Source organism: Niastella sp. sgz303648 (assembly GCF_059587045.1).
In genome coordinates this window covers 1-26,366 of sequence record NZ_JCAPSW010000026.1, presented here as the reverse complement: position 1 = coordinate 26,366, position 26,366 = coordinate 1, and the positions used below count along the sequence as shown (strand labels likewise).

Below are 26,366 nucleotides of genomic sequence, written 5' to 3'. Positions count from 1 at the left end.
ACCGTTTTTAGGGTACAAATTCCGAATCTGTACCCCTTATTTGATTAATTCGTTACCGGCCAAAACCTCAAACCGCTTCTACTTTCGACATTAGGTAATTCCCGGTTGGCAACCTATGCCAACGCGCCCATGAGCCTTTATTATTAATTTATTTAAACTCAACTGCAAATGAAATGCTTGTCAGATGCAAAACAATCTGCCGTATTGTTAACCCAACGGCAGAGATGGCTGCCTTTGTTTTTCAGTTTCTCCCTTTCATTTTTATTTTTCTCATTTTCTTCCCTTGCACAAACCACGGTTAGCGGAAAAGTAACCTCAACAGCCGATTCTGCATTAGCCGGTGTTACAGTTCAGGTAAAAGGAACGGTAAATGCTACCGCTACCGATGCCCAGGGAAAGTACACTATTAATGCGCCGGCCAACGGCACACTTGTTTTTTCATCAGTGAACTTTGCTCAAAAGGAAGTTGCAGTAGATGGAAAAACAACCATAAACGTACAGCTCAATGCTTTGGATTTAAACCTGAGCGAAGTGGTGGTAGTGGGTTATAACTCCCAGAAAAAAGTTACCCTTACCGGTTCGGTTTCGGTAGTAAAAGGAGCCGACCTGGTAAAAAGTCCCCAGGTAAACGTTTCCAACTCATTCGCCGGAAGGGTTACAGGTGTGATTGTGAACAACCGCACCGGTGAACCGGGTTATGATGGTTCATCCATTATGATTCGCGGTTTGGGAACCACCGGTAGCAACGAAGTGTTGATTGTAGTTGATGGAGTACCGGGTCAGATCGGCGGTCTTGAGCGACTTAACCCAAATGATATCGAAAGCATTTCGGTGCTGAAAGATGCGAGTGCCGCCATTTACGGAAACAGGGCTGCCAATGGTGTTATATTAATTACCACCAAACGCGGAAAAAGCGGAAAGCCCAGCATTAATGCCAGCTTTAACCAGGGATTTAATTCCCCTACCCGCTTACCTAAAATGGCCAATGCGCCTACGTACGCTGCCATTTCCAATGAAATAGCTTATTACAATAACCCGGCAGGCGGAATGAACCAGCAATACTCTGCTGCAGAAATTCAAAAATTTGCCGACGGTTCCGACCCGCTGAATTATCCCAATACCGACTGGGCAAAAACAACGCTTAAAAAAACAGCGGTGCAAAATCAAGAAAATATTTCGGTAGCGGGTGGTTCAGACAATGTTCGCTATTTTGTTTCAACCGGCATGTTGTACCAGAATGGTCTTTACAAAAACGGTGCAACAAATTATAAACAATACAGCTTCCGCTCGAATATCGATGCGAACGTTACCAAAGATTTTAAAGTGAGCTTATACCTGAGCGGCCGTCAGGAAGACAGACAATATCCTACATCAAGTGCAGGTAATATCTTCCGGTCGATTTACAGAGCGTATTCTACTATTCCGGCATTTTATCCCAATGGATTGCCATCACGCGGAATAGAAGGAGCGAATCCTGCGGTAATGTCAACCGATATCGGCGGACTTGCCAAAAATCCGAAGCAGGTATTTAATGGTATATTAAAAGGCGCTTACAATATTGCGGCTGTAAAAGGTTTATCGGTAGATGGATTTTTGGCTATAGACAAATCCTGGAACTTTAATAAATCCTTTTCAAAGCCCTACCTGTTGTATACGTACGACAAAAATACCAATACCTATAACTCAAGCGTTGTAGGCGGTTCAAATAACCTTGGTACATTAAGTGAAGGACAAATAAACAGAACGCAGACTGTATCGAACATCAAAATAAACTACCAGACAAGTTTTGGCAAACATAACATCTTTGCCTTTGTTGGTTATGAACAAAGCCAGATAAAAGCAGATACCTTTGGCGCCTACAGGCAAAATTTTCCTACCACTCTTACTCCTGAATTAGGCCAGGGCGGTACGGCTGCTACAGATAAAGACAACAGTGGTTACAGCTTAAATTTTACAAGAAAAAGCTATATCAGTAAGATCAGCTATAACTATGATGAAAAATACCTGGCAGATGTGCAGATGCGTGTAGACGGTTCCTCAACCTTCCCCAAAGGGAAACAATATGGATACTTTCCTTCTGCATCGGTGGGATGGAGAATTTCAAAAGAGTCATTTTTTGATGTTCGCCAGATCAACAACCTGAAATTAAGGGCCTCTTATGGATTACTGGGTAACGACAACATATTGCCGTTCCAATACCTCAACAATTATACCTTTAACAACCAGTTGGTGTTGAATGGCAGCATTGTTCCGGGAATAGATCTTACCAAACTCGCCAACTCGCAGGTACATTGGGAAGAAGCCCGCAAATTAGACGTTGGCCTGGAAGCAACTTTCCTGAACAAATTTTCGCTGGAGTTTATTTATTTCCAGCAAAAGCGCTCTAACATCCTTGCTTACAGAAACGCATCTATTCCCTTTGTTTCGGGTATCGTAAACCCATATGGCAGCGATGCGCTGGTGCCTGCTGAAAATATCGGTAAAATAAACAGCAATGGTATTGAAGCCACCCTCGGTTACAACGACCGCATTGGCGATCTCACTTTTGGCGTATCGGGCAACATCACCTTTGCAAAAAGTAAAATAGTATTCATTGATGAAGCATCCGGTGTACTGGATTATCAAAAGCAAACCGGTCGCCCGATGAACACCTACCTGCTGTATAAAACGATCGGTATCTTCCGTTCGGCCGATGATATTGCCAAATACCCGCACTTAAGCGTTGCACAGCCCGGCGACCTGATTTACGAAGATGTAAATGGCGATGGTAAAATTACCGCCGACGATCAGATAAGAACAAAATATGGCAACGTACCTGAAATCATGTACGGTATTTTATTGAATGGCAGTTATAAAGGGTTTGATCTGGCCATCGTATTCTCGGGTCAAAGCCATGTAAGCCAATATGTGTTACCCGAAGCAGGTACTGTTGGTAATTTTTACAGCAGCTGGGCCGATAACCGCTGGAGTCCTACAAATACCGGCGGCAGCTTCCCAAGAGTTGATACCAGAACATCCGCTTCGGTAAACGGCGGCCAGTACAACAACACGTTCTGGCTTAACAACGCCTCGTTCCTCCGTTTAAAGAATGTTGAATTAGGTTATAATCTTACCGGCAACATGCTGGCAAAATCAAGAATGCAATCGCTGAGAGTATACCTGAATGCATTTAATGTGTTCACCATAACCAAAGTAAAAGATTACGATCCGGAAGGCAACAGCGGCAGCGGACAATTCTATCCGCAACAACGGATCGTGAACGTAGGTGTGAATGTTGGGTTTTAAACAATACTTAAACTATTGCAAATATGAAAAATAGAATATTCAGTAATATACTTATTATAACAGGCGTAATGGCTGCCGTATCCTGCAAAAAAGACTTTCTGGATGTACAGGCTACCGACAGATTATCTGAGCAGGCGTTGCTGGCAGATTCATCGCTTTTTGAAGACTTTGTAACGAACAGATATATCGGTATCAGATTACAGGATAAAGAAGGCGATGGAACAAACCCCGGTTTCGGCCGTGGATTCGAATATGGCATGTGGAGCTCCATTACCGATGAATCGATTTATAATAACGACGATAATACGTGGCTGATTCAGCGCGGACTGCTGGCTCCCGAAAATACCGGTATTGCAGGCACTATCTGGCCAAGAAGCTACCGCAGTATTCGTGAATGTAATTATGCATTGAATGCACTTCCCAAAGTATCTATGAGCCCGCTGCATAAAACAAGGCTCAGGGCCGAGTTGCAATTCATTCGTGCCTTCCGTTATCATGATATTATCAGGAACTATGGCGGTGCTATTTTGATGGGCGATAAAGTATACAACTTGTCCGACAATTTGCAGGACGACAATTTGTTTAAAAGAAGTACTATCAAGGAAAGTCTGGATTATGTATTTACACAGCTCGATTCTGCGGCCGCCGACCTGCCAACAGACTATGATGGCACCTGGTTAACAGGTCGTGCTACCAAAGGAGCGGCGCTGGCGCTTAAATCACGCCTTGCCCTATACGCAGCAAGTCCTTTATACGGAGCAGGCACCTGGGCCAATGCAGTTACTGCAGCACAGGCCGTGATCAGCTTAAATAAATATGGTTTGTATTCAGGCGGTTATGGCAATCTGTTTTTAGATGCCAGCAACAGCGAAGCCATATTTGTACGCCTGTATACCAAGAACGCCAACCATACGCATCTTGAAATTGCCAATGGACCTAATAGCTATGGCGGATGGGGTGGTAACCTGCCTTTGCAAAACCTGGTTGATGATTATGAGATGAGCAATGGTAAAGCCATCACCGACGGCACATCGGGCTATAATGCACAGGACCCATATACCAGCCGCGATCCGCGCTTTTATGCAACCATTCTATACAACGGTTGCACCTACAGAGGCAGCACAATTGAAACATTTACACCCGGTGGTAAAGACAGCAAAGACGGTCCTGATAACTGGAACACTTCCAAAACAGGTTATTATTTAAAGAAGTTCATGAACGATGCGTACCCCTTGCAAAACCCATGGGGCAATGCAGGTTTTCAGCCGTGGTACTATTTCCGTTATGCTGAAATACTGTTGAACTTTGCCGAGGCGTCTAATGAAGCCAGTGGCGCCGATGTAGTGCCTGCAGGTTCTACATTATCGGCACGCACTGCGATCAATCTTATCCGCGCCCGTGTTGGTATGCCTGCTCTGGCAGCCGGTATGTCGCAAAGCGCTATGCGCGATGCCATCCGGTACGAACGCCGGGTTGAGCTGGCCTTTGAAGAGCATCGTTTTTATGATGTGCGCAGATGGAAGATTGCCGACGTAACCGAAAACAAACCAGCCCAGGGTATTACCATTACAAAAAGCGGAAGCACGCTTACCTATGCCACCAAAGAGGCATTAACAGGCCGTGCCTTCAGTTCAAAAATGTACTGGCTCCCGATTCCCAGAGCTGAGATACAGGCTTCGAATAGTAAGATCACACAGAATACGGGATATTAATTTTATGGTTTGATTGTTTGATGGTTTGATTGTTGGGGTTCCTGAAAGTGCAGGCAACGTCAACCATCAAACCATCAAACCATTTAACCATCTGATTACATACTGCTACAATGAAAAATACATTCTTTAATAAAAGCATTGCTTTTATCAGTGCTTTTATTTTCTTCGGTTATACATACGCCCAGGAAAAAAAAATTACGGAGCTGGTCATTGATGAAACCAGCATTTTTCAAACCATTGATAATTTTGCCGCCTCCGATGCATGGTCGTGCCAGTTCGCCGGCAACTGGCCAAATGAAAAAAAGAATACCATAGCCGACTGGCTGTTTAGTATGGATACGCTGGCCAATGGCAATCCCAAAGGCATCGGGTTATCCCTGTGGCGATATAATATCGGCGCCGGCAGTGCGCAGCAAGGCGCAGGCAGCGGTATAAAAGATGAATGGCGGCGCGCGGCCTCTTTTGCCAACAGCACCGGCTCACCAAATGAAAGCATTGCAGCGCAGAACTGGTTTCTGATGGCTGCCCAAAAAAGAGGCGTACAGCAATTTCTGGGTTTCTATAACAGTCCTCCCCAATGGCTCACCAAAAACGGCAAAGCCTTTGCCACCAAAGGCGCCTGCAATATCGACAGCAGCAATTATATGCGTTTTGCCTGCCATGCCATAGATGCCATCAAACAAATACAAAAAACCACCGGTATAACGTTTAATTATATCAGTCCGGTTAACGAGCCGCAATGGGACTGGAGCGATGGCGGACAGGAAGGTTGTCCATATAGCAATACCGAAATCAGCAACCTGGTAAAAAGTTTTAGCCGCACGTTTACCGATAGCGGAATAAGCACAAAAATTATTTTACCCGAAGCCGGACATATAAAATATTTGCAGAAAGACGACGACAAACCCGGCAAAGGCAACCAGATCGATGCTTTTTTCAATGCCGCTTCTCCCCTGTTTATCGGTGATCTGCCGGCTGTAAGCAAATCCATTGCAACACACAGTTACTTCTCAACTTCTCCATTCAATGAAGCAACCGCTATAAGAACACAAACCAAAGAAAGTATTTCGCATGTACCCGGCTTACAGTTGTGGCAATCGGAATATTGCATATTAGGCGACAATGCCGGTGAAATTGATGGCCGCAAAAGAGACCTGGGTATGAATGCGGCGCTATATGTAGCCAAAGTAATTTATCTCGACCTGGTGATGGCCAATGCAACTGCCTGGCAATGGTGGCTGGCGGTATCGCCCTATGATTATAAAGACGGTTTGATATATATCGACAAAAACAAAACCGATGGCAATTGCTACGACAGTAAAATGTTATGGGCCTTTGGCAATTACAGCCGTTTTATTCGCCCTGGCATGAAAAGGGTTCACCTATCATCGCCCGACAGCAACCTGCTGGCATCGGCCTGGAAAGAGGCACAAAGCGGCAATCTCACGATGGTGCTGGTAAACCCGGCAACTATGCCAAAAACAATTACGGTAGCCGGTTATAAAAACTTCATTACTTATACTACTGATGAATCGAGGAATCTTGCCCGGGAGGTGATAGCAGGCGCTAACCTCGTGATACCTGCTAAAAGTGTTGTGACGGTCCTCATTGAAAAATAGCACGAAGTAAGAAGTAGGATGTAGGAAGTACCTCAGGAAAAGAATTTCTGATTTTGGGATTTAGGGATTTTGGGATTTCATTTATAGCAGGCTCGTTTTCTAAATCTCAAAATCTCTAAATCCCGAAATCAGCAATCGAAAATACTCACTTCCCCATCCGCACAATTAATCCTGCTTTCTGCTACTTACAACTTATTACTTAAAATTCCCCAGCCTTACCACTATCCCGCCCCGAACTTCAATGATTCGCAGAGCAGAAGTATATACCTGAGCAACAGTATGCTCATGAATAGATTGCGTGCTTACATTAATAAATTTCACCAACAGCGGTTTGCCGCCCGTTTGAGAAACATCCTGCTCATCTTTCAGGTCTTTGGTATTGATATAATCCAGCTTACCACCGCGGATGGTGTTGATACTGATATCGATCATTACGGGTCCGTCTTTTCTGTGCTTTGAAAATATCGACGGGTTGATCTGAAAACCGGCGCCGGCGCCCCAGTACAATGCTTTATCGTTGATCAGATTTTTCTTTTCGAGCGGGTGACAGCCATTGGGATCATCCGGATCTTCGATATTTATATTACTGAAAAAATTATACACGCCTGCTTTGGCATTGATATATGGCACAATCATATATCTGTTTTCATCTAATAACTGATACCTTGTTTGCAGGTTGGCGTTAAACACATTACTGTTGTAATTAACAGGTACTACGGTAGAAGTATTGGCATCGAAGTTAAAAGTCTGGTCAATCTTTTCATGAGCATAAATACCAACGCCCACTTCAAGTCCTACAGACAAATTTTTCAACTGGCGCGGTAACTGGTACAATCCGCCTGCATGCAAACTGTGAATAGCCTGAATGTTTTGCCCCATTTGTTGCTGCGGCATACCCAAACTATAGTCACCGATGAATTTAAACGACTGGCTGCTGGCGGAGAGATACAACAAACAACTGATGAAGAGTGTAGATATTATTTTCATAACAGTAGTTTTTGGCTGATAAAAAATGTGGAATGCCCTTATAAAGTTACACTTCTCCCCTGCCGAAATAAAATAATCCGTGTTAAAAATGCCAAATTCCCACAAAAATAACATGCACCCCGTCGATTGGCGGGGTGCAATAACAATGATTAGTAATATGATCAGTTGCTTAAGGTAAATACGTCTACCGATTGCGAAGCGATTCCACTGGCATTGCTGCTGGCGCCGAAGAGTATCTTGTGCCCCGTTGCGGCTCCGCTTCCATAAGCCCTTTGTTCACTTATTTTACCGGTGCTCCATGTATTGGTTGCAGCATCATAGATATCAACTTTATCAGACCCCGAATTAAGAGCGCTAACGCCGCCGGTGAACAATGCTTTATTATCGGTGCCTGCCGCAGTTACATAAAATTTTTTCTCACTAAGATGGGCTGTAGTCCACTCATTCGTTTGTACATCATAGATATCAACGACATCCGACATCTCGCCCGAGCACAGGTAGCCGCCGGCGAACAGTATTTTATTACCTGCGGCAGCAGCAGCGGGAAAATATCGCGGCACACTTAATTTAGCCGTGCTCCATGTGTTGGCAACCACATCATAAATATCCACTACATCCGAACAACCTTTCGCTCCTGACCCGCCGGCAAACACCATTTTATTACCGGCGGCAGCGGCAGCGAGCGCGCCTCTTGCTTCAGACAGCTTTGCGATCGACCATTGGTTAGTAGTTACATCGTATATATCAACAGTATCGGTAACGTTACCGTTTTTGTTCATGCCGCCACCAAATACCACTTTGTTACCGGCGCCTGCACCGGCCAGATAGTATCTTGCTCCACTTAAATGAGCGGTAGTCCAGGTATTGGTAGGCACATTATAAATATCAACCACATCAGAAAGCGTGCTGCTGGTTTGTCCGCCGGCAAACAATATTTTATGACCGTTAGCAGCACCGGCTAAAATAGCTCTTGCCATGCTTAACCGTCCTGAGCTCCAGGTATTGGTTGTAACATCAAAAATATCAACGGTTGCAGATACCTGTTTTGCAGTGGTATTATAACCTCCTGCAAATACTATTTTATTATCCGTTGCGGCAGCAACAGCAAGATTTCTTGGTTCCGATAACCAGGTAACGCCGGTAAAATCAGCATTTGCATAGTTGTTACCATCATCATGGCTTTTTTTGCATGAAATCGCCATTAATATAAACAGGCAAAAAAAGGCTATAGCAACCTGTTGGGGAATTGATCGGGATGCGGTCATGAATATTTTTTTCGTTAATAATAGGATGCGGAAACCTGATTCGCGTGTAAAAATATACGATGACATTATTGCTCTGAACAGCAATTATCTATTGTAGTGGTTCATGAGCAAGCGGGTGGAAATGAATAATAAACGGTGGTACGGGGAAGTTTTTAAACAGGAGTATATTTGCAGGTCATACATTAATTTAAAAACTATTATTTTGCCATATGGCAAAGAATCATACACCACAGATATCTGAATCGGGTTTTATCTTTTTAAAGAAATTAAAGAAGAACAACAACCGCGACTGGTTCAATGCCCATAAAGCCGATTATCAAAAAGAACAAAGTAGTATTGAAACGTTTGCCGAAGCATTGCTGCAGCAGCTCAACAAACATGATGTAATAGAAACCCCATCGGGAAAGAAAAGCGTGCACCGCATATACCGCGACATCCGCTTTTCGGGCGACAAAACGCCTTACAAAACAAACTTCAGCGGCAATTTTAAACGGGCTACCAAATACCGCCGGGGTGGCTATTATTTTCATCTGGAACCCGGCAACAGCTTTATTGCAGGCGGCTTTTGGGGACCCACTACGCAGGACCTGAAACGCATCAGAGATGAAATAGCCTTCGACGCCAAACCATTGAGAAAGATATTAAAGAGCCGCACGTTCGTAACAACATTCGAAACATTAAAAGGCGAGCAATTGAAATCGGCGCCGAGGGGTTTCGATGCCGGCCACGAAGCCCTTGACCTGTTACGGTATAAACAATTTTTGCTGATACGAAAGTTCACAGATGAAGAAGTTTTAAGTACCGGTTTTTTACAGGTCGCCAATCAAACGTTCAAAAACATGCGCCCTTTCTTTGACTATATGAGTGAGGTACTGACGACGGATGTGAATGGGATAGCAATATGATTTGGGACCAGGCGGCTATGTTTGCTGTTTTTTCAGCGTTGCAGCGTGTTAAAACAGCTGTGTTGCGTGTTGCAAGCCAAAAAATCACGAGGCTAAACGGTCATTTCAATTTTACATACGGCTACTCACGTATTAAACCAGTATTATTGCTTGTAATAATCGGAATGGTTGCCGGCAAAACAGCGTATCGCGTGGCGCCTTGCAAAGATGTGGCCACGGTGAAAAGAGATGCGCTGAAGGCTGACATAATAATAGCTCCTTAAAGTATATCCTTATTAAAAAAAGGAGAATCACTAAATGTCTCAGCCTGTTTGATCCAGTGTGTCGGGATGCTTTCCGCGCCGGCCGATAAAACCACTATGCTTCCTATAATGGCGGCAATTGTATCGCGGTCACCTAATGCCTGTAACCCGGTCCAGATAGCTTCTGAATAAGAATCGGTATTATTGGCTGCACACCATAAGGCCAAAGGAACAGTATCATCTGCGCTTAACATGGTACCATTCCCCAATATGGAAACGATCGTTCTGATATCATAACCAGCAGGAAGCGTTTTGGCTTTTTGTATTTTGGACTTCACCTTGCTTGCGGGCATATTGTCAATAATAAAATCATAGAACACATCAGCAGATAAAGATTGCCCGTTCAATTTATACCGGGTACAGATACAGGCAGCTAACGCCACTGCAATGGCGCCGGCAATTCCTTCGGGATTGAAATGCGTAACTCTTGCCGCCAATGTTGCCTGTTTAATTACTTCCGCTGTATTCTCATAAAAATAAGCGCCGACAGGCCCTGAACGCATAGCAGCTCCATTACCTGCGGAGCCCATTCCATCAAAGACACCGCTGCTTGCGTCCATCCAATACGTTCCTTCTGCAATATCTGTCAGAATACGCCGTGCTGTTGCTCCGTACCCCCGGTTGATATCTGCCATATAATTATCAGCAAATTCTTTGGCAAGCAGGTACTGATTGATTTTTTTACACCTGCGTAAAATATTGTAAACGCCAATACCCATTACCGTATCATCTGTAAAAGGCCAGGTGCCGCTCAGTAACACCCTTCTGTGTACCCTGAGAGAAATATCATCTAAGGGGCCAAAGAATGTTTCTCCAAACGCATCGCCGATTGATAAGCCGAGAAGGGATGTTTTTGCGAGATCAAGTTTGTTTGTAGTTGTCATAAATTAACACAGATAGGTACACGTTAGTTTTTTTTAACACCGGCAACTTTTGCCCGCAAAAGATACACATTGAAACCCAATTTTGAGATCTGTGGGTGATTTTGGTGCCCCATCCTATTACAGTGATTTACAGCCAGGAAGGTGAAAAATGGGCGTTAAAATGTTGGTTTATACTGATTTTAGCTATATTTGCCCCCCGAAAACTCAAATTTGAGATCATTTCGGGCAGTAGCGCAGCTCATAGAAAATCATTGCGACGAAGGAGCAATAGATTTTCGGGATCCCGCCAACGGCGGGACAAGGGCTAAGCGGACTACCTAAAGAATGATGAAAATTTCGGGCAGTAGCGCAGCCCGGTAGCGCACTACGTTCGGGACGTAGGGGTCGCTGGTTCGAATCCAGTCTGCCCGACTTAATGGATGACAAAGCATCCCAAAGGCTTATAAAACGCATGTTTTATAAGCCTTTTTTCATTTTTTGATATCATTTTGATGCAAAACAAACCAAATGGTTTGTGAACTTTCCGGTGACCTGTGACCGCATCTTACATTTGAGGTCACCTGGGTCACCGGATAGCGGCAAACACAAATGGGTAGTGGAATTGGTGCGTGTTACGTTCGCATTCTGGTGGGAGGAACTATTCATAAAACAAAAAACTGTTGTATGACAAGTTCAGGAACATTCGGAGTACACTTTGTAATGCGTAACAACAAGCAATTGAATGGAAAATCACCTGTCTATGCAAGGATTACCGTAAACGGCACCCGTTGCGAACTGGCACTAAAAGAATACCTCTCTCCTACCGATTGGAATTCCGGCAAAGGAAAAGCCTGGCCCAAAACAACTACATTCAAACAGTTCAACAGCTACCTGGAAGAAGTAAGAGGAAAGCTGGCCCGGCATTACCGGGAGCTGCAAATGAAAGGCGAACCACTAACAGCAGCGGCGGTAAAAGATGCCTATGCCGGTATTGTAAAAGAGAAAAAGGTAGAGCATTCATTGTTGTGGGTAGTTAACCAGCATAATACAATTATGCAAAAAGTGCTGAAGAAAGGCAGCATGAAAAACTATTACACCACCGAGAAGTACCTGAAAGTTTTTCTTTCACAGCAAATAAAGAAAGAGGACATAATGCTTAAAGATCTGACCTATGAATTTATTACCGGGTTTGAATTTTACATCAGGTCATTCCCCATCAAAGATTCCGATCCCTGTACCAATAATGGTACCATGAAGCATTTGGAGCGACTAAAGAAAATGGTAGCCTGGGCGGTAAAAAAAGAATGGCTGGATAAAAATCCTTTTATCGGATTTCAATTAAAGTTTAAGCAGAAAGACCGCGACTTCCTGACTGACTTGGAATTAGCCGCACTGGAAAACCAATCGCTCGACAATCCAATGCTACAAAAAGTACGAGATTTATTTGTATTCAGTTGTTATACCGGTTTGGCCTATGTTGATTTGATGGCGCTACAACCTGTCAATATTCTACAAGCGTTGGATGGAAAGAAATGGATAAAGGCCAGTCGAGCAAAATCCGAAATTGGCGTAAATGTTCCCCTGTTAAGTCCGGCTCTTACGGTGCTGGAAAAATATAGTCGGTACGAGGTGCCAACACAAAACGAAATGTTGTTCCCACGGGTAACCAACCAGGAAATGAACCGGAGCCTGAAAATAATTGGTGAAATTTGCGGCATCCGTAAGAATCTTACTTTTCATATAGCCCGCCATACTTTTGCTACTACCGTTACATTAATGAATGGTGTCCCGGTTGAAACCATTAGTAAGATGTTAGGGCATACTAAACTTACTACTACAATGATCTATGCAAAGGTGACCGGACTGAAAATTGGGATGGATATGGAGTTGTTGCAGCGGAAGATTGATAATAATAAAAAATAGACGAAAATGACACTTTAATAACGACTCAGGGGTATGCAAGGTATGCAGATAATTCCCTCAATTGGTTTTATGCTCAAATGCTGATAGAAGTACAAATAGCTAACCTACTTCTATCAGCATTGCTTTTCCAAATTCTTATCTCCAATTCTGAATATTTTCACCTTGAGTATATATTATTGTCACTGTCACTATAGTGTAACCCGAGGTGTGTCCTGATTGAGATTGGACAATATGAACAATTTTGCCGCCAACTCTATTGATGTCGTCAATTGTCTGTCTTAAAGTAGAGGATATATCCGTGTTACTCCCTGAGACATAAGCCAACTTATACATAAATTTATTTTTTTTGTTGTTCAATACGTGTTTCAATACCTTTAATCTTATTGTTGATACTTTGATTAGAAAAGTAATTTATTATTGACAATATCAAAGCACCAAGAGGAATTAGTATTCTAGCCCAATCGTAAATTCCGTCCCATTTGTCTTTTCTTCCTTCCTTTATATACCTTCTGTCCACGAAGGCACTTATTCCATTTTGTTGGATTGTCATCATTGATTGCCCGTCATTATCAGAAATTGTTATTTCTCCTTTTTCAACTAGAAGGTGTTGGTAACGGTGGATATCAGAAATCGGGTATTTTGTCTCGGTTGCGATTTTAATTGAACCTACCCTCCTGTTTTCTTCATGGTTGTTTGTCTCCCAGTCTTTATGTAAGACTTCAAGAATTTTATGTCGAATTTTATACGACTTATCGATTGAGAAAAGATTCTTCATTTGCAATAAGTTAGTATGCTGTTATAAATCGCTGCTGTCATTAGCCTTGCATACAACATCCGTTTTTTCGCTACTATACGCTACTTTCAGCAAAAAAAATTTTACAAATATCTTCATTTTAATTAATAATTGAAAAATGTGTATATCACAGTGAAAATAAACGAAATCGTAAAAACATTGATTAGTGTTAAGTTTGTAAAATGTCATATAACCGTCGGGCAACTTCACATTTTCAAAATCAACAATAAAAATGAATGATTTAGATTTGGGGCATGTCACGCCTGAAGATTACAATACTCAAATCAATGTAGCCCTTCACGTTTTAACCACGATTTGACTAGTGCTGAAAAAATAGGCAGAACCATTCGTTTTATTGTTGGCCGTTAAATTATTACGAGTTGCATGTTCCTGCGAATGCTATTCATTCTATTAAAATTGATGCCAGAGGCCAGCAAATATCAGAGGCAACTGCAATTTTTATTTCCAACGAAATTATAAAAAGGTACGGGAAACCTGATTTATTGAATATCGAAGTAATAAGATAAAATTTATGGCATTTAATGTTATAGCCGAAACTACAAAGAAGTTGGATTTTATTAAGGTACATGAAAAAATATTTATGAAAGGGCTTCCTTTTGATTTTGTTCCTATGCCAGGTTTGGGAATAAACGACGGTGACGCATTGGGAATTTGCGTTCCGTTAAAAAATGCTAATGAATCCACCTGGCAACAACTTAAACCTGTACTGCTAAAATTGAAATTTCAATTTGGTTGTAATGTATATGATATGTATGGTGGACAAAAACTGGGCTTCTTTAATATAAATACTTTCAAGACAAATTTGCTTCTAAAATAATCAGTAGTGCGCTTAAGTTTTGGTAATCCGAAAACTAGAGTATCGGGTACACTTAGGGTGTGCACAGCAAGATGTATAATTGTGCACAATTATAATGTTTCAGCCCATACCATGTTTCCTCAATGCCCGAGTAGATAACCAAGAAGCCCCTGGAAAAACAAATAGTTGTATACAACTATACATCTTGCTGTGTGAACATACGCACACTCAACGACCATGCAAGGCAAATTCTTAGTCTTCGCCTTTTTCTTTTCACTAGCAAATTCCAATAGGTCGTAAGGGAATAAAAAATATGCCCTTCCCCCAAATGCCTATACACCTCATTGATATTATTAAACCATATCAACACCAAGCGATTTCACTACATTTTCTATGTCTGGTATTCATTGTAGCTGTATTTGGCATTGGTTAGCCACCGGTAAATCAAACTGGGGCCTATTCCTGCTATTTGTGGTAAAACCTGACCAGAATAGCTTTTCTGCATTTGTTATACGGACAATATTTTCTACCAACGTTTCCAATTTTCATGCAATTAAGCTTCAACCTGGTAAGTTCCGCAAAATTTTCCCAGATTAACCGAATCAATATTCTCCGGTAAAACATGTACGATTCAAAAACGGGCTATTTTGACAGTTTTTGCTTTTCATTAATGATATGCGCAGCCTCTACTAGTTATTCAATTTTTCGCAAACCGTTACCACCAGTTCCCGCTCTGGTCTATGCAATTTGTGGGTATAATTGACGATAACGGTTGTTTTAAAGAATTCCCATAACAAATCCCGGATTTGCGGCAGATGGGCAAAGTCAAACAACTCATAAACAACCTGATGGGGATTGACAATTTCGGCTACCGTTAATTTTTGTGGGTGAATAACATTTTTTGGTGGAATTGTTGAAGGCTCTTTACATATAATATTCAATAAGGATGAAGGAAAGATTGAAAGTCATGTAAGGCTAACCGCGTGCTAAATTTCTTACTTCAAATTGGGGGCTGGTGAAAAGAAAGAAACGAGGGTTAACCCTTACCGTTTCTGAGCCCTATGATTAAAATAAAAACGCTTTTTATCTGTGTAATATACTACAGAACACATTAGCTATCTACCTTATTTCTTTTGATTTATAAAGGTAGAAGTTTGAGAACCAAGGTACTAAACTTTAAGCTTAAAAAGATGGCCATTTTTGTCTCCAATAGTACATTATCATTTATTATAATTGATTAGAATCAATTTTACATAGTTAACCACAGCACTGTTATGGTAGAATATGGAAACTTACATGAATTTGTATACTTTTTCGTTTATTTTAACCCACTAAAGAACCGAAAATTATAACTTAGAAATCGTTCACTTTAGTGTAAAATTTCCGTTGGATTAGGATCGTAAAGAATTTACCCAATTTGACCTGGAAGCTGTTACCGGCATTGATAGTGGAGATATTTGCCAGATTGAAAATGGCGGGATTGCTATACAGTTTATTAGTATTGTAAAATTTGCTTAGCGACTATAGGTAAGTACGAAAGAACTTTTAAGTTAGACGATGTTACTTCCGGTCTTATAACATTCATTCCTTTTTGTGTGCAAAACGTTGACTTTATATGAAATTATTTGACAACCCCAGAAAAAAAAATGAAATTAATACTGAAATAAATAACGGAAAAGAAAAGATCGGGCTTATTGAAAGACCGAGAATCTGTTGTTTTGACCTAGAGGATAAAACTATTGAAGCACTACAAAAAACAGGTGCAAATGTATTTGTAGGAAGTTTAGGTGCAAAAGTTAAAGTTCCAAATAAAAGCCGCAGTGAAAATTGCTTGGTATCATTAAATCATACTTTTCCAAGAAATATCCATGAGTTTGATATTTTTATTATCGACCTTGATAATTACAAAACTGTTGATTACGACCAAAATAATCATTCTGAAATATTAAGAACGGGCAAGAGTTATTCGTCATTATTATCTAGTTATCCTGAATCTCTCTTTGACCCAAGGCCTTTGGTAAGTAGTAAATTAAGAGATGAACTTAATAGTATTCAAAATAGAGATTACCTAGTACTTGTTTTTTCATCTAAACAATATGATGTCGAATATGAATTCATTGAGATCACAGATGGAAGATATGATAGCAAGGGGTTTCAAAGGCAAAGTATATATTCTTTTTGGGAGGATGCATGTAGTTATCCCAAATATGGAAAAGAACTTTTTGTTGAAAATCTAAATGGAGATTTAGGCCCCTTCTTAAATAAATACATCAAAAATGCTGAATACAATCAAACATTTGAAATTCCTTCAACTTGGCAAAACGGAAGCTATTTGCCAGACCAGAGGTATGTTTCGTTAATTAAAAATCTTAATGGAGATATCGTATCCTACCTTTTTAGTTCTGGCAATCATAATCTCATTATGTTGCCGCAAATAAAACAAAAAAGTGAATTTATTTTAGAGTTTCTATCTAGAATTGGACCAAATTATTACCCATCACTTTTTCCCTATTCAACAAATTTTGGTTGGTCAGCCGAAATGGAATACTGGCTTCCTAATCATGCAACTCTGCTAAAAGAAAAGAATGAAATAGAAATAGCATTTAGAAAGGCGCTAGAAGAATCCGAAAAGAAGATTCAAAACAATGCCACTACCTTTTCTTTTTTGCATGATATTATCATGGAAACTGGAGAAGCTTTAGTTACTTCACTAATAAAATTTTTTGAATGGCTAGGATATGATAGAGTTAAACAATTTGATCATCAAAATCAATCAAAAGTATTAGAAGAAGATATTCAAATTGAAATAGATGAAGGACTTCTTATAATTGAATGCAAAGGAATCGGTGGCACATCAACTGATTCAGATTGTAGTCAGATATCAAAAATAAGACATCGTAGATGTAGAGAGCGAAATAAATTTGACGTATTCGCGCTTTATATAGTTAATCATCAAAGATACTTACCCCCACTATTAAGAAGAAATCCTCCCTTTACAGAACAACAAATACAAGATGCAATTAATGATCAAAGGGGATTACTTTCAACGTGGCAACTATTCAATTTATACTCTGAAATTGAAAATGGCATTTTAACAAAAGAAGAAGCTAGAAGAGCAATTCTTGATTTTGGAGTAATAACATTTAAACCAACCAATATAATATTGCTTTATGAGCCTACAGAATTTTTTCGCAAAAATACTGTTTGCATTATAAGCATTAAAGGAATGGAAGTAAATGTAAATGATGAGCTATTTATAGAAAAAGACGGGAAATATGAAAAAGCACAAATTCTGGATATTAAATTAAATGATGAATCGATTAAACAGGCTCGTGATGGTGTATTTGGGCTGCTTTTAAATAAAAAAATTCCGCCGAAAAGTAAATTGTGGAAGAAAAATATATCCCTAAAGTGAAACTGCAAACGCACTCAATTTTTCTTTGCCTGTTAGTTTTAATTCTAGATTTTAAAAAAGACTTTCTAAAGTATGGCCACACCACTTAATACCCCTTTTTTCATTTTTCACACAGCTGTAGACTTTTTTCAAAGAGGCACTTTAGCTGCGGCAGAAAATTTCAAAGCTGAAGAAAGTGGTATAAAGCAATTCGATTCAATGATTCATCCAAAGTTGTGTATGCCAATTGTAAATATCACCTTTGCCTTAGAACTAACTTTAAAAGGGTTACTAAAGCAAGGCAATAGTAGGTTATTGAGAACTCATGATCTTGCAAAACTTTTTAAAACATTAAGTTCAGATACTAAGTCGAAAATAATAGAACACTATAAAGGGCATGATACATACAAAAAACTTATTGGCATTAATTTAATGCATGGCGATGGAACTGAACATTCAAAACCTAACTATCTCCCGGCCCCATCTAAGGATGAAAACGGAATTACAGAATTGCTTAAAATGCACAGTAGCTATTTCGAGGACTTTCGGTATTTATTCGAAATTGACGAAAGTAAAGAATACGTTTTTTTATTTCGAGAGTTTTCCAACCTCTCTTTTTCAGCGTTGGCTATTTTAGGAGATACTTTAAATTTAAAAGTTGTATCAGCTTCAAAAAAGGAAATATCTGAGAATATTAAAAATGAAACTGGAAACTAATTAAATATTTTTAGTTCAAATTGTGACAAAATAGTATTTTTAATTGACTATATAGGTTCTTCCCCTCATTGCGAACCAAACGGTGAACCACACTTCCCGTTAGTTGCAAATGAATGATATCCAAATAATTAATTTCTTTGGGAGCGTTCAGTCTGCCCGACCAGAAAAATGAACCCTTCAAATCCAACGATTTGAAGGGTTTTTAGTTTTAATAAAAAAATTATTACTTTTTGATCAACCAGCTTTCTACCGCCCTGGAAAATTCGGCTACATCGATAGGGTGTCTGCTAGTGATCAGGTTTCCGTCTGTCACCACTGGTTGTTCCAATACTGTACCTCCGGCGTTCTTCAAATCCACCTGTATATGTACGATCGAATTTTATCCAGCCAACGGGTTGCAAATATTGAATGGCCATGATATGTGTTTTTGCCATTTCCGGATATATCAGGCCGTACCTCTCTGGCGCAGGATTGTATTTTGGAGCTACAATATCTACTTTGGCGCCGAGTTGTTTGAAATACCCGTTTCCGGGCGCATTCAAAAGTTGGGATACAGGCATATTCACAACTACTGAGGGAGACGTAAGTTGATTTAAATGCTGCCCAGCAGCACACACATTGAGAGCATTAAATTTCTCGTCAATGTAAATCGTATTTATTGTGCAGCCTTGATTAACAACGCTGAAACAGTATGTGGTTCTGCCAGGAAGGGCGAATGACTTGTGTTCACCGTGTACACTGTTTTTATACCTGCCGCTGCTATCATGCGATCCTGCAGAACTGGTGATATCACCACATCCTTCAATGTCTTGATATATATTTTATCTACTGAACCGAAACCTTCATTTGTTAAAGTAACCTTGTTGGCAAATGGAATGGCCGGTTCTGCCCGGTAGTTGGCCAACACCAGGTTTTTAACAGCTGGTGAACCGTCGTTGATAAAAAGATACGTGAGGCTGTCGTGTTTTACATCAAGTGTCAATTGATCGGCTGAAGGTATCAGCAATGGGCCCAACTGGGAGCCAGGGTCCGAATAAGCAAGATCCGTAAGCGCCTGCCCCGTTGCAGGAAGAAAAGCCCCTATGTAAACCAGTTTTCTGATCTTATTGGGAATTTTTTCTGCCACACTTGAAATCACCATTCCGCCCATACTATGTCCTACCAGAATTACATTGCTGTCGGCTTCTGAAATTGCCCTGATCACTTCATCCCTGTATACATCAAGACTCAGCTTATGCGGAGCCGTTGTGTCGGAGCCGTGACCCGGCAACGTCACCACAATCACTTTGTTGCCATTTTTAACAAGATCGACCTGCACAGAATCCCAAACGTATGGCGCCTGCCACGCTCCATGTACCAGTACATAAACCTGGGGTGCACCTGGTTCTTTTTTATTGTTAGCGCATGAAACTGCTGTTGTAATAACTGCTACAGCAAAAAGCAGTGAAATAATTGACTTTTTCATTTAAGATGTTTTGAATTTTCGGGTGACGGCATATCAAATCCGTTTAAAATAATTGCTATAAAGCAGTAGCCGCCGATAAGAAAGAAGAGTTCAGCTACCGCATCCTGTCCAAGCAGGTGAACAGCCCGCTTATAAGTTGAATCCGGCACAACATGACCGGTAACCAGCACATGGGCGATAGTATGAGCAATGGCCTCCTGTTCGTTTAAACTATAAGGATGACAGCCTGCTGCAAGCGATGCGATAACATCGGGTGAAATACCAAATGCTTCCCCCATGATCTCGTGTGCATACAGTTCGAAGCGTGCGCCAAAGGACGCCGCAACCGTTAGGATAGCCACCTCGCGAACCCTTTTGTTAAGCGTTGCATGCATGTCCAACGTTCTGAGAAAACCCAACGCCGGAATGCCGAATTGCGGATAGTGTAACATGGCCGGGAAAGGACCCAATAATGCCCCTTGCGCATCCATCATTGTTACCTGGCTTTGACTTCGGCCAACAAGACTGGCGATCTCATCATGTACCGAACGGGCTTCGCTACCAAGTGTAGCTGGTGGTAATGGTTGTATACGCATGGTTTAATTTTTAGGATTTACAATTTCAGGTGTAAACTCCCCATCGATCAAAATGAAGGCCATACTGCAGGTCTTGCCTGAGCGGTTGGCCCAGGCATGATTGGTGCCGTTTTGAATAATGATATCCCCAGCCTGAATGATCGTCTCTTCCTGATCGAGCACCAATGTTATTTCGCCTTCCAATACAATTCCATAATCAACCGTTTTTGTGCGGTGCATCAATGGATGAGGGGCAGCTTCGTTTGAGGTGGAGGCTTTTTCATCGCCCATTGATTTGAATTTAGCTGCCGCATCCGCCCCGGTTAGTTTTCGTATTTCTTCACCTTCCGGCGGAAATTCAATTACCCGTAAACGGGTGCCGTTTTTAGGAGGCGGTAATATCAGGCCCTTTTCATCAGGTTCCGCCGGCTGCGCATGAATCAATGCAGGCGTTTCCAGCGTATGCCATACTTCAAAAAAAGTAGGGCCGCCTGGTCCGCCAACAAGTTGGGTATGCGTGGGCGGGGCATCAGAAATAATAACCGCTGTACCATCCATGTTATGACCTGTTATAATACGTCTGAACGTTTTTTGTTGCTGGTTCATAGATCTGCTTTTAGTTGCTTTTTGATTTTTTGAAAACATATACTCCCAGGTAATGGAATAGAACGCCGATTGCCCATGCAATGGTGGACCATAGCGGCCAGGGGTAGCTTCTATCCGTGAAGTACCATACGATCCACATAACAGGGATGCTTAGCAGGAAAACGATGAAATGTATTCTGAAACCCTTTTTGGGGTTGATGGAGGCTTCGCTCCATTGATTAGGATGTGCCATACAAATAGTTTTGATCAATGTTGACTATTTGTATGCCATTCTGCTACAGGAATAATATTCCTGGAAAAGCAATTTTGTAATAAACTGACAGTAAGATCAAATGTAAAAGTTTACCATAAAGAGCGGGAAAAAATACAGGCATGGCTCTCCGATATTTTCGGATTTTAACTAACCAAACTCCGAAAATATTGGAGTTTGGTTAGTCAAAATCCTGCCTTCTTATATTCAGCCTGGCCATTTTTGATTCGAGGGTGGTTGGTTTTATATTTAATAATTCTGCGGCTCCATTGACTCCCCGTATACGGCCTTTTGTTTTTTTGAGGATGGAAGTAATATATTCTCTTTCTGTTTCCTGCTGAATATGCTTTACTTCATCAAATGTATTAATACCGTTTTTCCCGGTACCGCTAAAAGCCGGTGATGAAAGGTCCCGCATTAGTTGCAGTTTCGACCTGCCATCATTAAGAACCACAGACTGCTCTACAACATTCTCCAGTTCGCGAATATTTCCAGGCCAGTTATATGCGTATATTTTTTGGATCATTGAATCTGAGATACCATTAAAGGGTTTATTGAATTCCTTACAAAATTTATTTCCAAAAAACAGGGCCAGCGCTTCTATGTCTGTTTTACGTTCACGCAATGGCGGTAAAGTAATAGGGAAAACGTTCAGTCGATAATACAGGTCAAGGCGGAACCTTCCTTCGGCTACTTCTTTTTCCAGGTTACGGTTTGTTGCGGCAACAACGCGAACATTAACTTTTAGAGGAGAATTGCCACCGATATATTCGATCTCCTTTTCCTGTAAAACACGTAATAATTTCGTTTGTATAGCAAGTGGCAGTTCTCCGATCTCGTCCAAAAAAATAGTTCCGCCTTCAGCCTGTTCGAATTTTCCTCTCCTTTTTTCAATAGCGCCCGTAAAAGAGCCCTTTTCGTGACCGAACAACTCAGACTCTACCAACGTTTCAGGAATAGCAGCACAGTTAACCTTAATGAATGGTCCCTTTTTCCTGGTTGATAATTCATGAATTGATTGAGCTACTTTTTCTTTGCCTGTGCCGCTCTCGCCCAATATCAGCACGGATGTATTATAAGGTGCCACCTGCGTAGCAAGGTCTAATGCAGCTAATAAAAGATGATGATTCCCAATAATACTTTCGAACCCGGAATAAAACTCCGCTTTATTTTGTTTCTCATTCGGAGAAACAGGCCGATCCTTTTCTACAGCTGAGGATGTCTCAAAATAAATGATCTTTTCAGCCAGGTCTGTCAGGCATTGTTTTATCCGGTTTAGAAAAGTAAGATGGTTTTTACTGTAAATACCAGGCTGGCGGCTATAAAAAAAATAATGAACCGACAACCCATAGCCAAGTGAAACAGGAAATACCAGGTATGACTCCAATCGCAAACAATCTAACAATATTCTTTGCAGTGAATTGTTCGGGGAATTACCGGTAGGTGCTTCGTTGTTATAAATGTTCCCATTGCTGTCGGCATGGCTATTTTCAATAGCTGTATAAAAAGATCTTTTGTTTAAGCCCGTCATCGTGAGTAATTCTTTTTCACCAATAGGCTGGTATTCATCAAAACCAACCCGCAGATAACCTATATCAGTGAACCGTTCTCTATTCTGGGGCCTTACACCTGTTGCCATAAAATCAAACGGGATAAAGGATTGCAGCGCCCCAGCCAGTTTTAAAAATTTTACCTGAATAGCAGATCCCTCATTACTTATCTCACTCAGCAATTGTTGTAAACGCTCTTCATTGCGCAATCTTGATTCAAGGCTGTGCGTATGACGATACCAGGCAATATCCAGGGCGATCAGCAGGTCTTTCTCCCGGAATGGTTTCACTAAAAATCCGTAAGGTTCGGTTGTCCTTGCTTCTTCCAGTATTTTTTGGCTTGAATTAGCCGACAAATAAATGAAAGGGACATTGTCGGCCCTTAGTTTCCTGGCCAGGTCAATACCCGAACTTTTTCCTTCTAATCGGATATCAAGCAATACAAGGTCAGGTTGCTGGTTTTGGAGGTTCTCCTCAGCCTCTTCACAGGATGCAACAATACCTGTTACGCTATAACCAGCCTGCTCTACTGCCAAACGCAGCGCATTACCCACAATAAACTCATCCTCTACAATTAATATTTTGATATTCATATATTTATTACATTATCTTTTTAAGCGGGGATTTGATCGGGATCATTTAACTAAAGGTTTAAACCTGACGGTTATATGCACCCCTTTATTACTTTCAATATTAATGGTGCCTTTTAACTGCCTGGTAAGCCCCTGCATCAGATCAAGCCCCAGCGAATGATGTTCCATCATGTCGAGTCCTGCTGGTAAGCCAATGCCATTATCCGATATTTTAAGCAATATATGATCAGTACCCTCGTATTGTAAATGAAGGCTTACGACCCCTTTCTGTCCATTCAGGAATGCATACTTGATAGCATTGACAATACTCTCGGTAATGATTAATCCGACGGGGATTGCCTGCGATACATCAAGATCCAACGGCTCAATAGTTTGTTCAAAAGTTATCTGGCTGTGGGCATCAAAACTCTCATGGAGGTAACGCACCAGGTCGTTGATATATGCAGGCATCGCAATTGTAGTAGTATTTTCATCCTGGTAAAGTTTTTGGTGAATCAGGGACATTGCCTGCATTCGTCGCAGGCTGTCATTGACAGCCAACCGGGCTGCCTCATCCTCAAGATATATCGATTGCGAGTACAATAAACCGGTTACCATCTGAAGATTATTCTTAACCCGGTGATGCACTTCTCTAATCAACCATTCTTTTTCTTTGAGCAGCTTATCCTGCTCGTTAGTCAGGGTTTCTAAAAATAAATTTTTCTGATCCAATTCCTTCTGATTAGCTTCCAGTTTACGGTTAATTCTTTGCTTCAATAAGTAACGGTTAAATATTAACCCGATAATAATAAGCAATAGCGCCGCCGTTGCCAGAATAATATTTTTTGCTTTATTGGCCTGCTCAACCCTTATACGCTGCAATTGATTCTGGTTGTTCAATAATTTAATATCCTTTTCCTTTTTAACAGTTTCGTATTGAACCTGCAATTCTTCTATTTGCCGGCTTTTAGTTTCGTTGAAGATGGAATCGTTCAACAGTTTGTGCTTTAGTAAATGTTGCGCAGCAGCATTCCAATTTCCCGTACCGGAATCGGCCCTGTAGAGCATCATGTAAATATCCTTTGTTATAGAAAACGTATTGATGCCTTCCGAAGCATTTAGTGCTTTCTGTAAATAGTACGTAGCTTTTCCATATTGCCGTGTATCCAGGAAATATTGCCCGAGCTCATAATGGACTTCGGTGGTTATTTCATTGTTTTTCTGTAACTGGCCCGTCAGTTTTGCCAGTTTAAGATAATATCTTTCCGCCTGCTGATCGCGATTCATAATATGGTAACAATATGCAAGTGAAGCAAACAGGCTTGCCTGTGCATGTGGGCCAACCGGTTTATTCCTGGCTTCGATGTCAAGAATAAATGCAAGCGCCTCCTTTTCCTTTTTACACTTAATAAGTTCTCTTGCCAAATGACCCGCATCCCTGAAAGAATACATATTACTCTTATCAGAAAATTTCCGGTTATTAAACATTTTCCAATACCAGGCTACACTTTTTTCAGGCTGCCCTAATTCCCTGTACATACGGCCAAGATGACTGTAAAAGTTGAGGGCCGAACTTGAATCATGGGTAGCGTCCATGCTTTCTATTGCCTTTAATCCATACAAAACTCCTTTTGCAAAATCCCCTCTTTTGGAGTAAGTGGCCGCCAGCAAATTATAGGTAAAGGGACGAATGGGATAGTTGATCTTCTTATATCGATGAATTACGTTCAATAATTCGGTTTCAGCAAGAACATACATGCCATGCGTCATGTGGATGTCTGCAATATTTTCTAAGGTCTCTATTTCTTTTTCTTCATTGCCGGTTTTTATATAAAGGGAACGCATTTTTTCAAAACAGTACATCCTGGTTATACCTGAAGTGTCGCGAGATTGAATTAAAAAGGCATGATCCTGCCACAAACGGGCTTCCATTTCTTCGTCACCAGGCTGGCTTATATTTCCGGTTATTTCTTTACAGAGAATTTTTCCTTGCGGTATGTCGCCGGCATTAAAATAATAAAGCGCTTTACCGTCAGGCTCCTGTTGCCATTTTCCAGGCAAATGAGCTTGCGCTATGCTATCTGCCTGTTCTAAAAAAAGCCGGGAGCTGTCCAGGTCCTTTTTGGATCGGTTAGTATGAAAAAGATAATGCCGGCTTAATATTATTAATAAACGAAAGCGGGTTGAATCATTTAGTGCATCCAAAAGGGTAAGCGCTGACCGGATATCGTTTTTCCTGATCAATGCATCTCCTTTTATTAAAATCGCCTCATTTTTGCCATTTTCATATTTTAAGGCCTGGCTCAAATGGAGGGCTTCGGCTGCGAAGAAACAGGCACTGTCGAGTTGCGTATGCAGATTACCGGTTTTGTACAAATAATATTCCCTCTGATTATAATATTGACCGAGCTTTAGTAAAAGAGACACACGATTTGTATCCGTTTTACTTTTCTGAAGTTGTAAAACCAATTGTGAATGAACATTATCTTTTAACTGGGGAAATGACAAAAACGGGAAAGCCACCAAAATAAAAATGGCGGCAGGAATATGGAAGAAGGCTTTGCTGCAGTGTTGCATTTGGTAAACAACAACTTATTTAATTGTTCATTAATATATAATACCAATACTAAATTAGCGCAAATGACGATCGTTTAAGTTTATTATCCTGATGCCTGCCTTGCCTTGTTATTTGTGTGTTTCAAAATATACGTAAAGCGTTGAATTTCTACCAAATCGTTTATAAACAGGTTCCGGGTAGAGCGGTTCGTTTCCTCACCGCTCCCCCAC

The 26,366-nt window shown here is 41.0% G+C and carries 20 protein-coding genes and 1 tRNA gene; 9 read left to right on the top strand and 12 right to left on the bottom strand.

The annotated features are described in order from the left end of the window. Nucleotides 1-168 precede the first annotated feature (168 nt). From AC59IL_RS36860 to AC59IL_RS36850, 3 genes are all read left to right on the top strand, one after another. Complete coding sequence (locus AC59IL_RS36860; RefSeq protein ID WP_496557260.1) at nt 169-3,285, top strand: SusC/RagA family TonB-linked outer membrane protein; 3,117 nt, start codon at nt 169-171, stop codon at nt 3,283-3,285. Between the two features lie 23 nt (nt 3,286-3,308). Continuing rightward, nucleotides 3,309-4,997 (top strand): RagB/SusD family nutrient uptake outer membrane protein, encoded by a 1,689-nt coding sequence (locus AC59IL_RS36855; protein ID WP_496557259.1) that lies wholly within the window; start codon nt 3,309-3,311, stop codon nt 4,995-4,997. A gap of 110 nt (nt 4,998-5,107) precedes the next feature. After that, entirely contained in the window at nt 5,108-6,616 is a 1,509-nt protein-coding gene (locus AC59IL_RS36850; RefSeq protein ID WP_496557258.1) for a glycoside hydrolase, read from the top strand. Nucleotides 6,617-6,811: 195 nt separating this feature from the next. On the opposite strand, the gene AC59IL_RS36845 is transcribed toward AC59IL_RS36850, so the two are convergent. Both AC59IL_RS36845 and AC59IL_RS36840 read right to left on the bottom strand, forming a co-directional pair. After that, entirely contained in the window at nt 6,812-7,603 is a 792-nt protein-coding gene (locus tag AC59IL_RS36845; RefSeq protein WP_496557257.1) for a hypothetical protein, read from the bottom strand. A gap of 161 nt (nt 7,604-7,764) precedes the next feature. After that, a complete protein-coding gene (locus tag AC59IL_RS36840) occupies nt 7,765-8,868 on the bottom strand; it encodes a Kelch repeat-containing protein (RefSeq protein WP_496557256.1) in 1,104 nt (367 codons plus the stop codon). Nucleotides 8,869-9,077: 209 nt separating this feature from the next. Between AC59IL_RS36840 and AC59IL_RS36835 the strand changes: the two genes are divergently transcribed. Continuing rightward, nucleotides 9,078-9,773 carry a DUF2461 domain-containing protein gene (locus tag AC59IL_RS36835; RefSeq protein WP_496557255.1) on the top strand — a complete coding sequence of 232 codons (696 nt, stop codon included), beginning with the start codon at nt 9,078-9,080 and terminating at the stop codon, nt 9,771-9,773. A 259-nt stretch (nt 9,774-10,032) separates the two neighbouring features. Here AC59IL_RS36835 and AC59IL_RS36830 read toward each other — a convergent pair whose 3' ends face one another. Further along, on the bottom strand, nt 10,033-10,959 hold the full coding sequence (locus AC59IL_RS36830) for an ADP-ribosylglycohydrolase family protein (RefSeq protein WP_496557254.1): 927 nt from the start codon (nt 10,957-10,959) through the stop codon (nt 10,033-10,035). A gap of 337 nt (nt 10,960-11,296) precedes the next feature. On the opposite strand from AC59IL_RS36830, the gene AC59IL_RS36825 reads away from it, so the two are divergent. Next, a tRNA-Pro gene (locus AC59IL_RS36825) sits at nt 11,297-11,370 on the top strand. Between the two features lie 252 nt (nt 11,371-11,622). Further along, a complete protein-coding gene (locus tag AC59IL_RS36820; protein ID WP_496557253.1) occupies nt 11,623-12,861 on the top strand; it encodes a site-specific integrase in 1,239 nt (412 codons plus the stop codon). A gap of 337 nt (nt 12,862-13,198) precedes the next feature. On the opposite strand, the gene AC59IL_RS36815 is transcribed toward AC59IL_RS36820, so the two are convergent. Beyond that, on the bottom strand, nt 13,199-13,636 hold the full coding sequence (locus tag AC59IL_RS36815) for a hypothetical protein (protein ID WP_496557252.1): 438 nt from the start codon (nt 13,634-13,636) through the stop codon (nt 13,199-13,201). A gap of 550 nt (nt 13,637-14,186) precedes the next feature. Here AC59IL_RS36815 and AC59IL_RS36810 point away from each other — a divergent pair. The 3 genes from AC59IL_RS36810 to AC59IL_RS36800 all read left to right on the top strand — a co-directional run bounded on the left by AC59IL_RS36810 (nt 14,187) and on the right by AC59IL_RS36800 (nt 18,582). Beyond that, entirely contained in the window at nt 14,187-14,492 is a 306-nt protein-coding gene (locus AC59IL_RS36810) for a hypothetical protein (RefSeq protein WP_496557251.1), read from the top strand. Nucleotides 14,493-16,086: 1,594 nt separating this feature from the next. Further along, nucleotides 16,087-17,886: a hypothetical protein gene (locus AC59IL_RS36805; RefSeq protein WP_496557250.1), complete on the top strand. Its 1,800-nt coding sequence runs from the start codon at nt 16,087-16,089 to the stop codon at nt 17,884-17,886. A gap of 72 nt (nt 17,887-17,958) precedes the next feature. Further along, entirely contained in the window at nt 17,959-18,582 is a 624-nt protein-coding gene (locus AC59IL_RS36800; RefSeq protein WP_496557249.1) for a hypothetical protein, read from the top strand. A 223-nt stretch (nt 18,583-18,805) separates the two neighbouring features. On the opposite strand, the gene AC59IL_RS36795 is transcribed toward AC59IL_RS36800, so the two are convergent. From AC59IL_RS36795 to AC59IL_RS36760, 8 genes are all read right to left on the bottom strand, one after another. Then, nucleotides 18,806-18,895: a hypothetical protein gene (locus AC59IL_RS36795; protein WP_496557333.1), complete on the bottom strand. Its 90-nt coding sequence runs from the start codon at nt 18,893-18,895 to the stop codon at nt 18,806-18,808. After that, nucleotides 18,870-19,142: a hypothetical protein gene (locus AC59IL_RS36790; RefSeq protein WP_496557334.1), complete on the bottom strand. Its 273-nt coding sequence runs from the start codon at nt 19,140-19,142 to the stop codon at nt 18,870-18,872. The genes AC59IL_RS36795 and AC59IL_RS36790 overlap by 26 nt, the downstream gene beginning before the upstream one ends. Nucleotides 19,143-19,237: 95 nt before the next feature. Beyond that, nucleotides 19,238-20,047 (bottom strand): alpha/beta fold hydrolase, encoded by an 810-nt coding sequence (locus tag AC59IL_RS36785; RefSeq protein ID WP_496557248.1) that lies wholly within the window; start codon nt 20,045-20,047, stop codon nt 19,238-19,240. Continuing rightward, nucleotides 20,044-20,622 carry a carboxymuconolactone decarboxylase family protein gene (locus AC59IL_RS36780; RefSeq protein WP_496557247.1) on the bottom strand — a complete coding sequence of 193 codons (579 nt, stop codon included), beginning with the start codon at nt 20,620-20,622 and terminating at the stop codon, nt 20,044-20,046. Before AC59IL_RS36780 ends, AC59IL_RS36785 begins: the two co-directional genes overlap by 4 nt. 3 nt (nt 20,623-20,625) lie before the next feature. Next, nucleotides 20,626-21,207, bottom strand: coding sequence for a cupin domain-containing protein (locus tag AC59IL_RS36775; protein WP_496557246.1), 582 nt, complete (start codon nt 21,205-21,207; stop codon nt 20,626-20,628). 10 nt (nt 21,208-21,217) lie between these two features. Further along, a complete protein-coding gene (locus AC59IL_RS36770) occupies nt 21,218-21,439 on the bottom strand; it encodes a 2TM domain-containing protein (RefSeq protein WP_496557245.1) in 222 nt (73 codons plus the stop codon). 199 nt (nt 21,440-21,638) lie between these two features. Then, on the bottom strand, nt 21,639-23,600 hold the full coding sequence (locus AC59IL_RS36765; protein WP_496557244.1) for a sigma 54-interacting transcriptional regulator: 1,962 nt from the start codon (nt 23,598-23,600) through the stop codon (nt 21,639-21,641). A gap of 42 nt (nt 23,601-23,642) precedes the next feature. Next, on the bottom strand, nt 23,643-26,006 hold the full coding sequence (locus AC59IL_RS36760) for a tetratricopeptide repeat-containing sensor histidine kinase (protein WP_496557243.1): 2,364 nt from the start codon (nt 26,004-26,006) through the stop codon (nt 23,643-23,645). Nucleotides 26,007-26,366 lie beyond the last annotated feature (360 nt).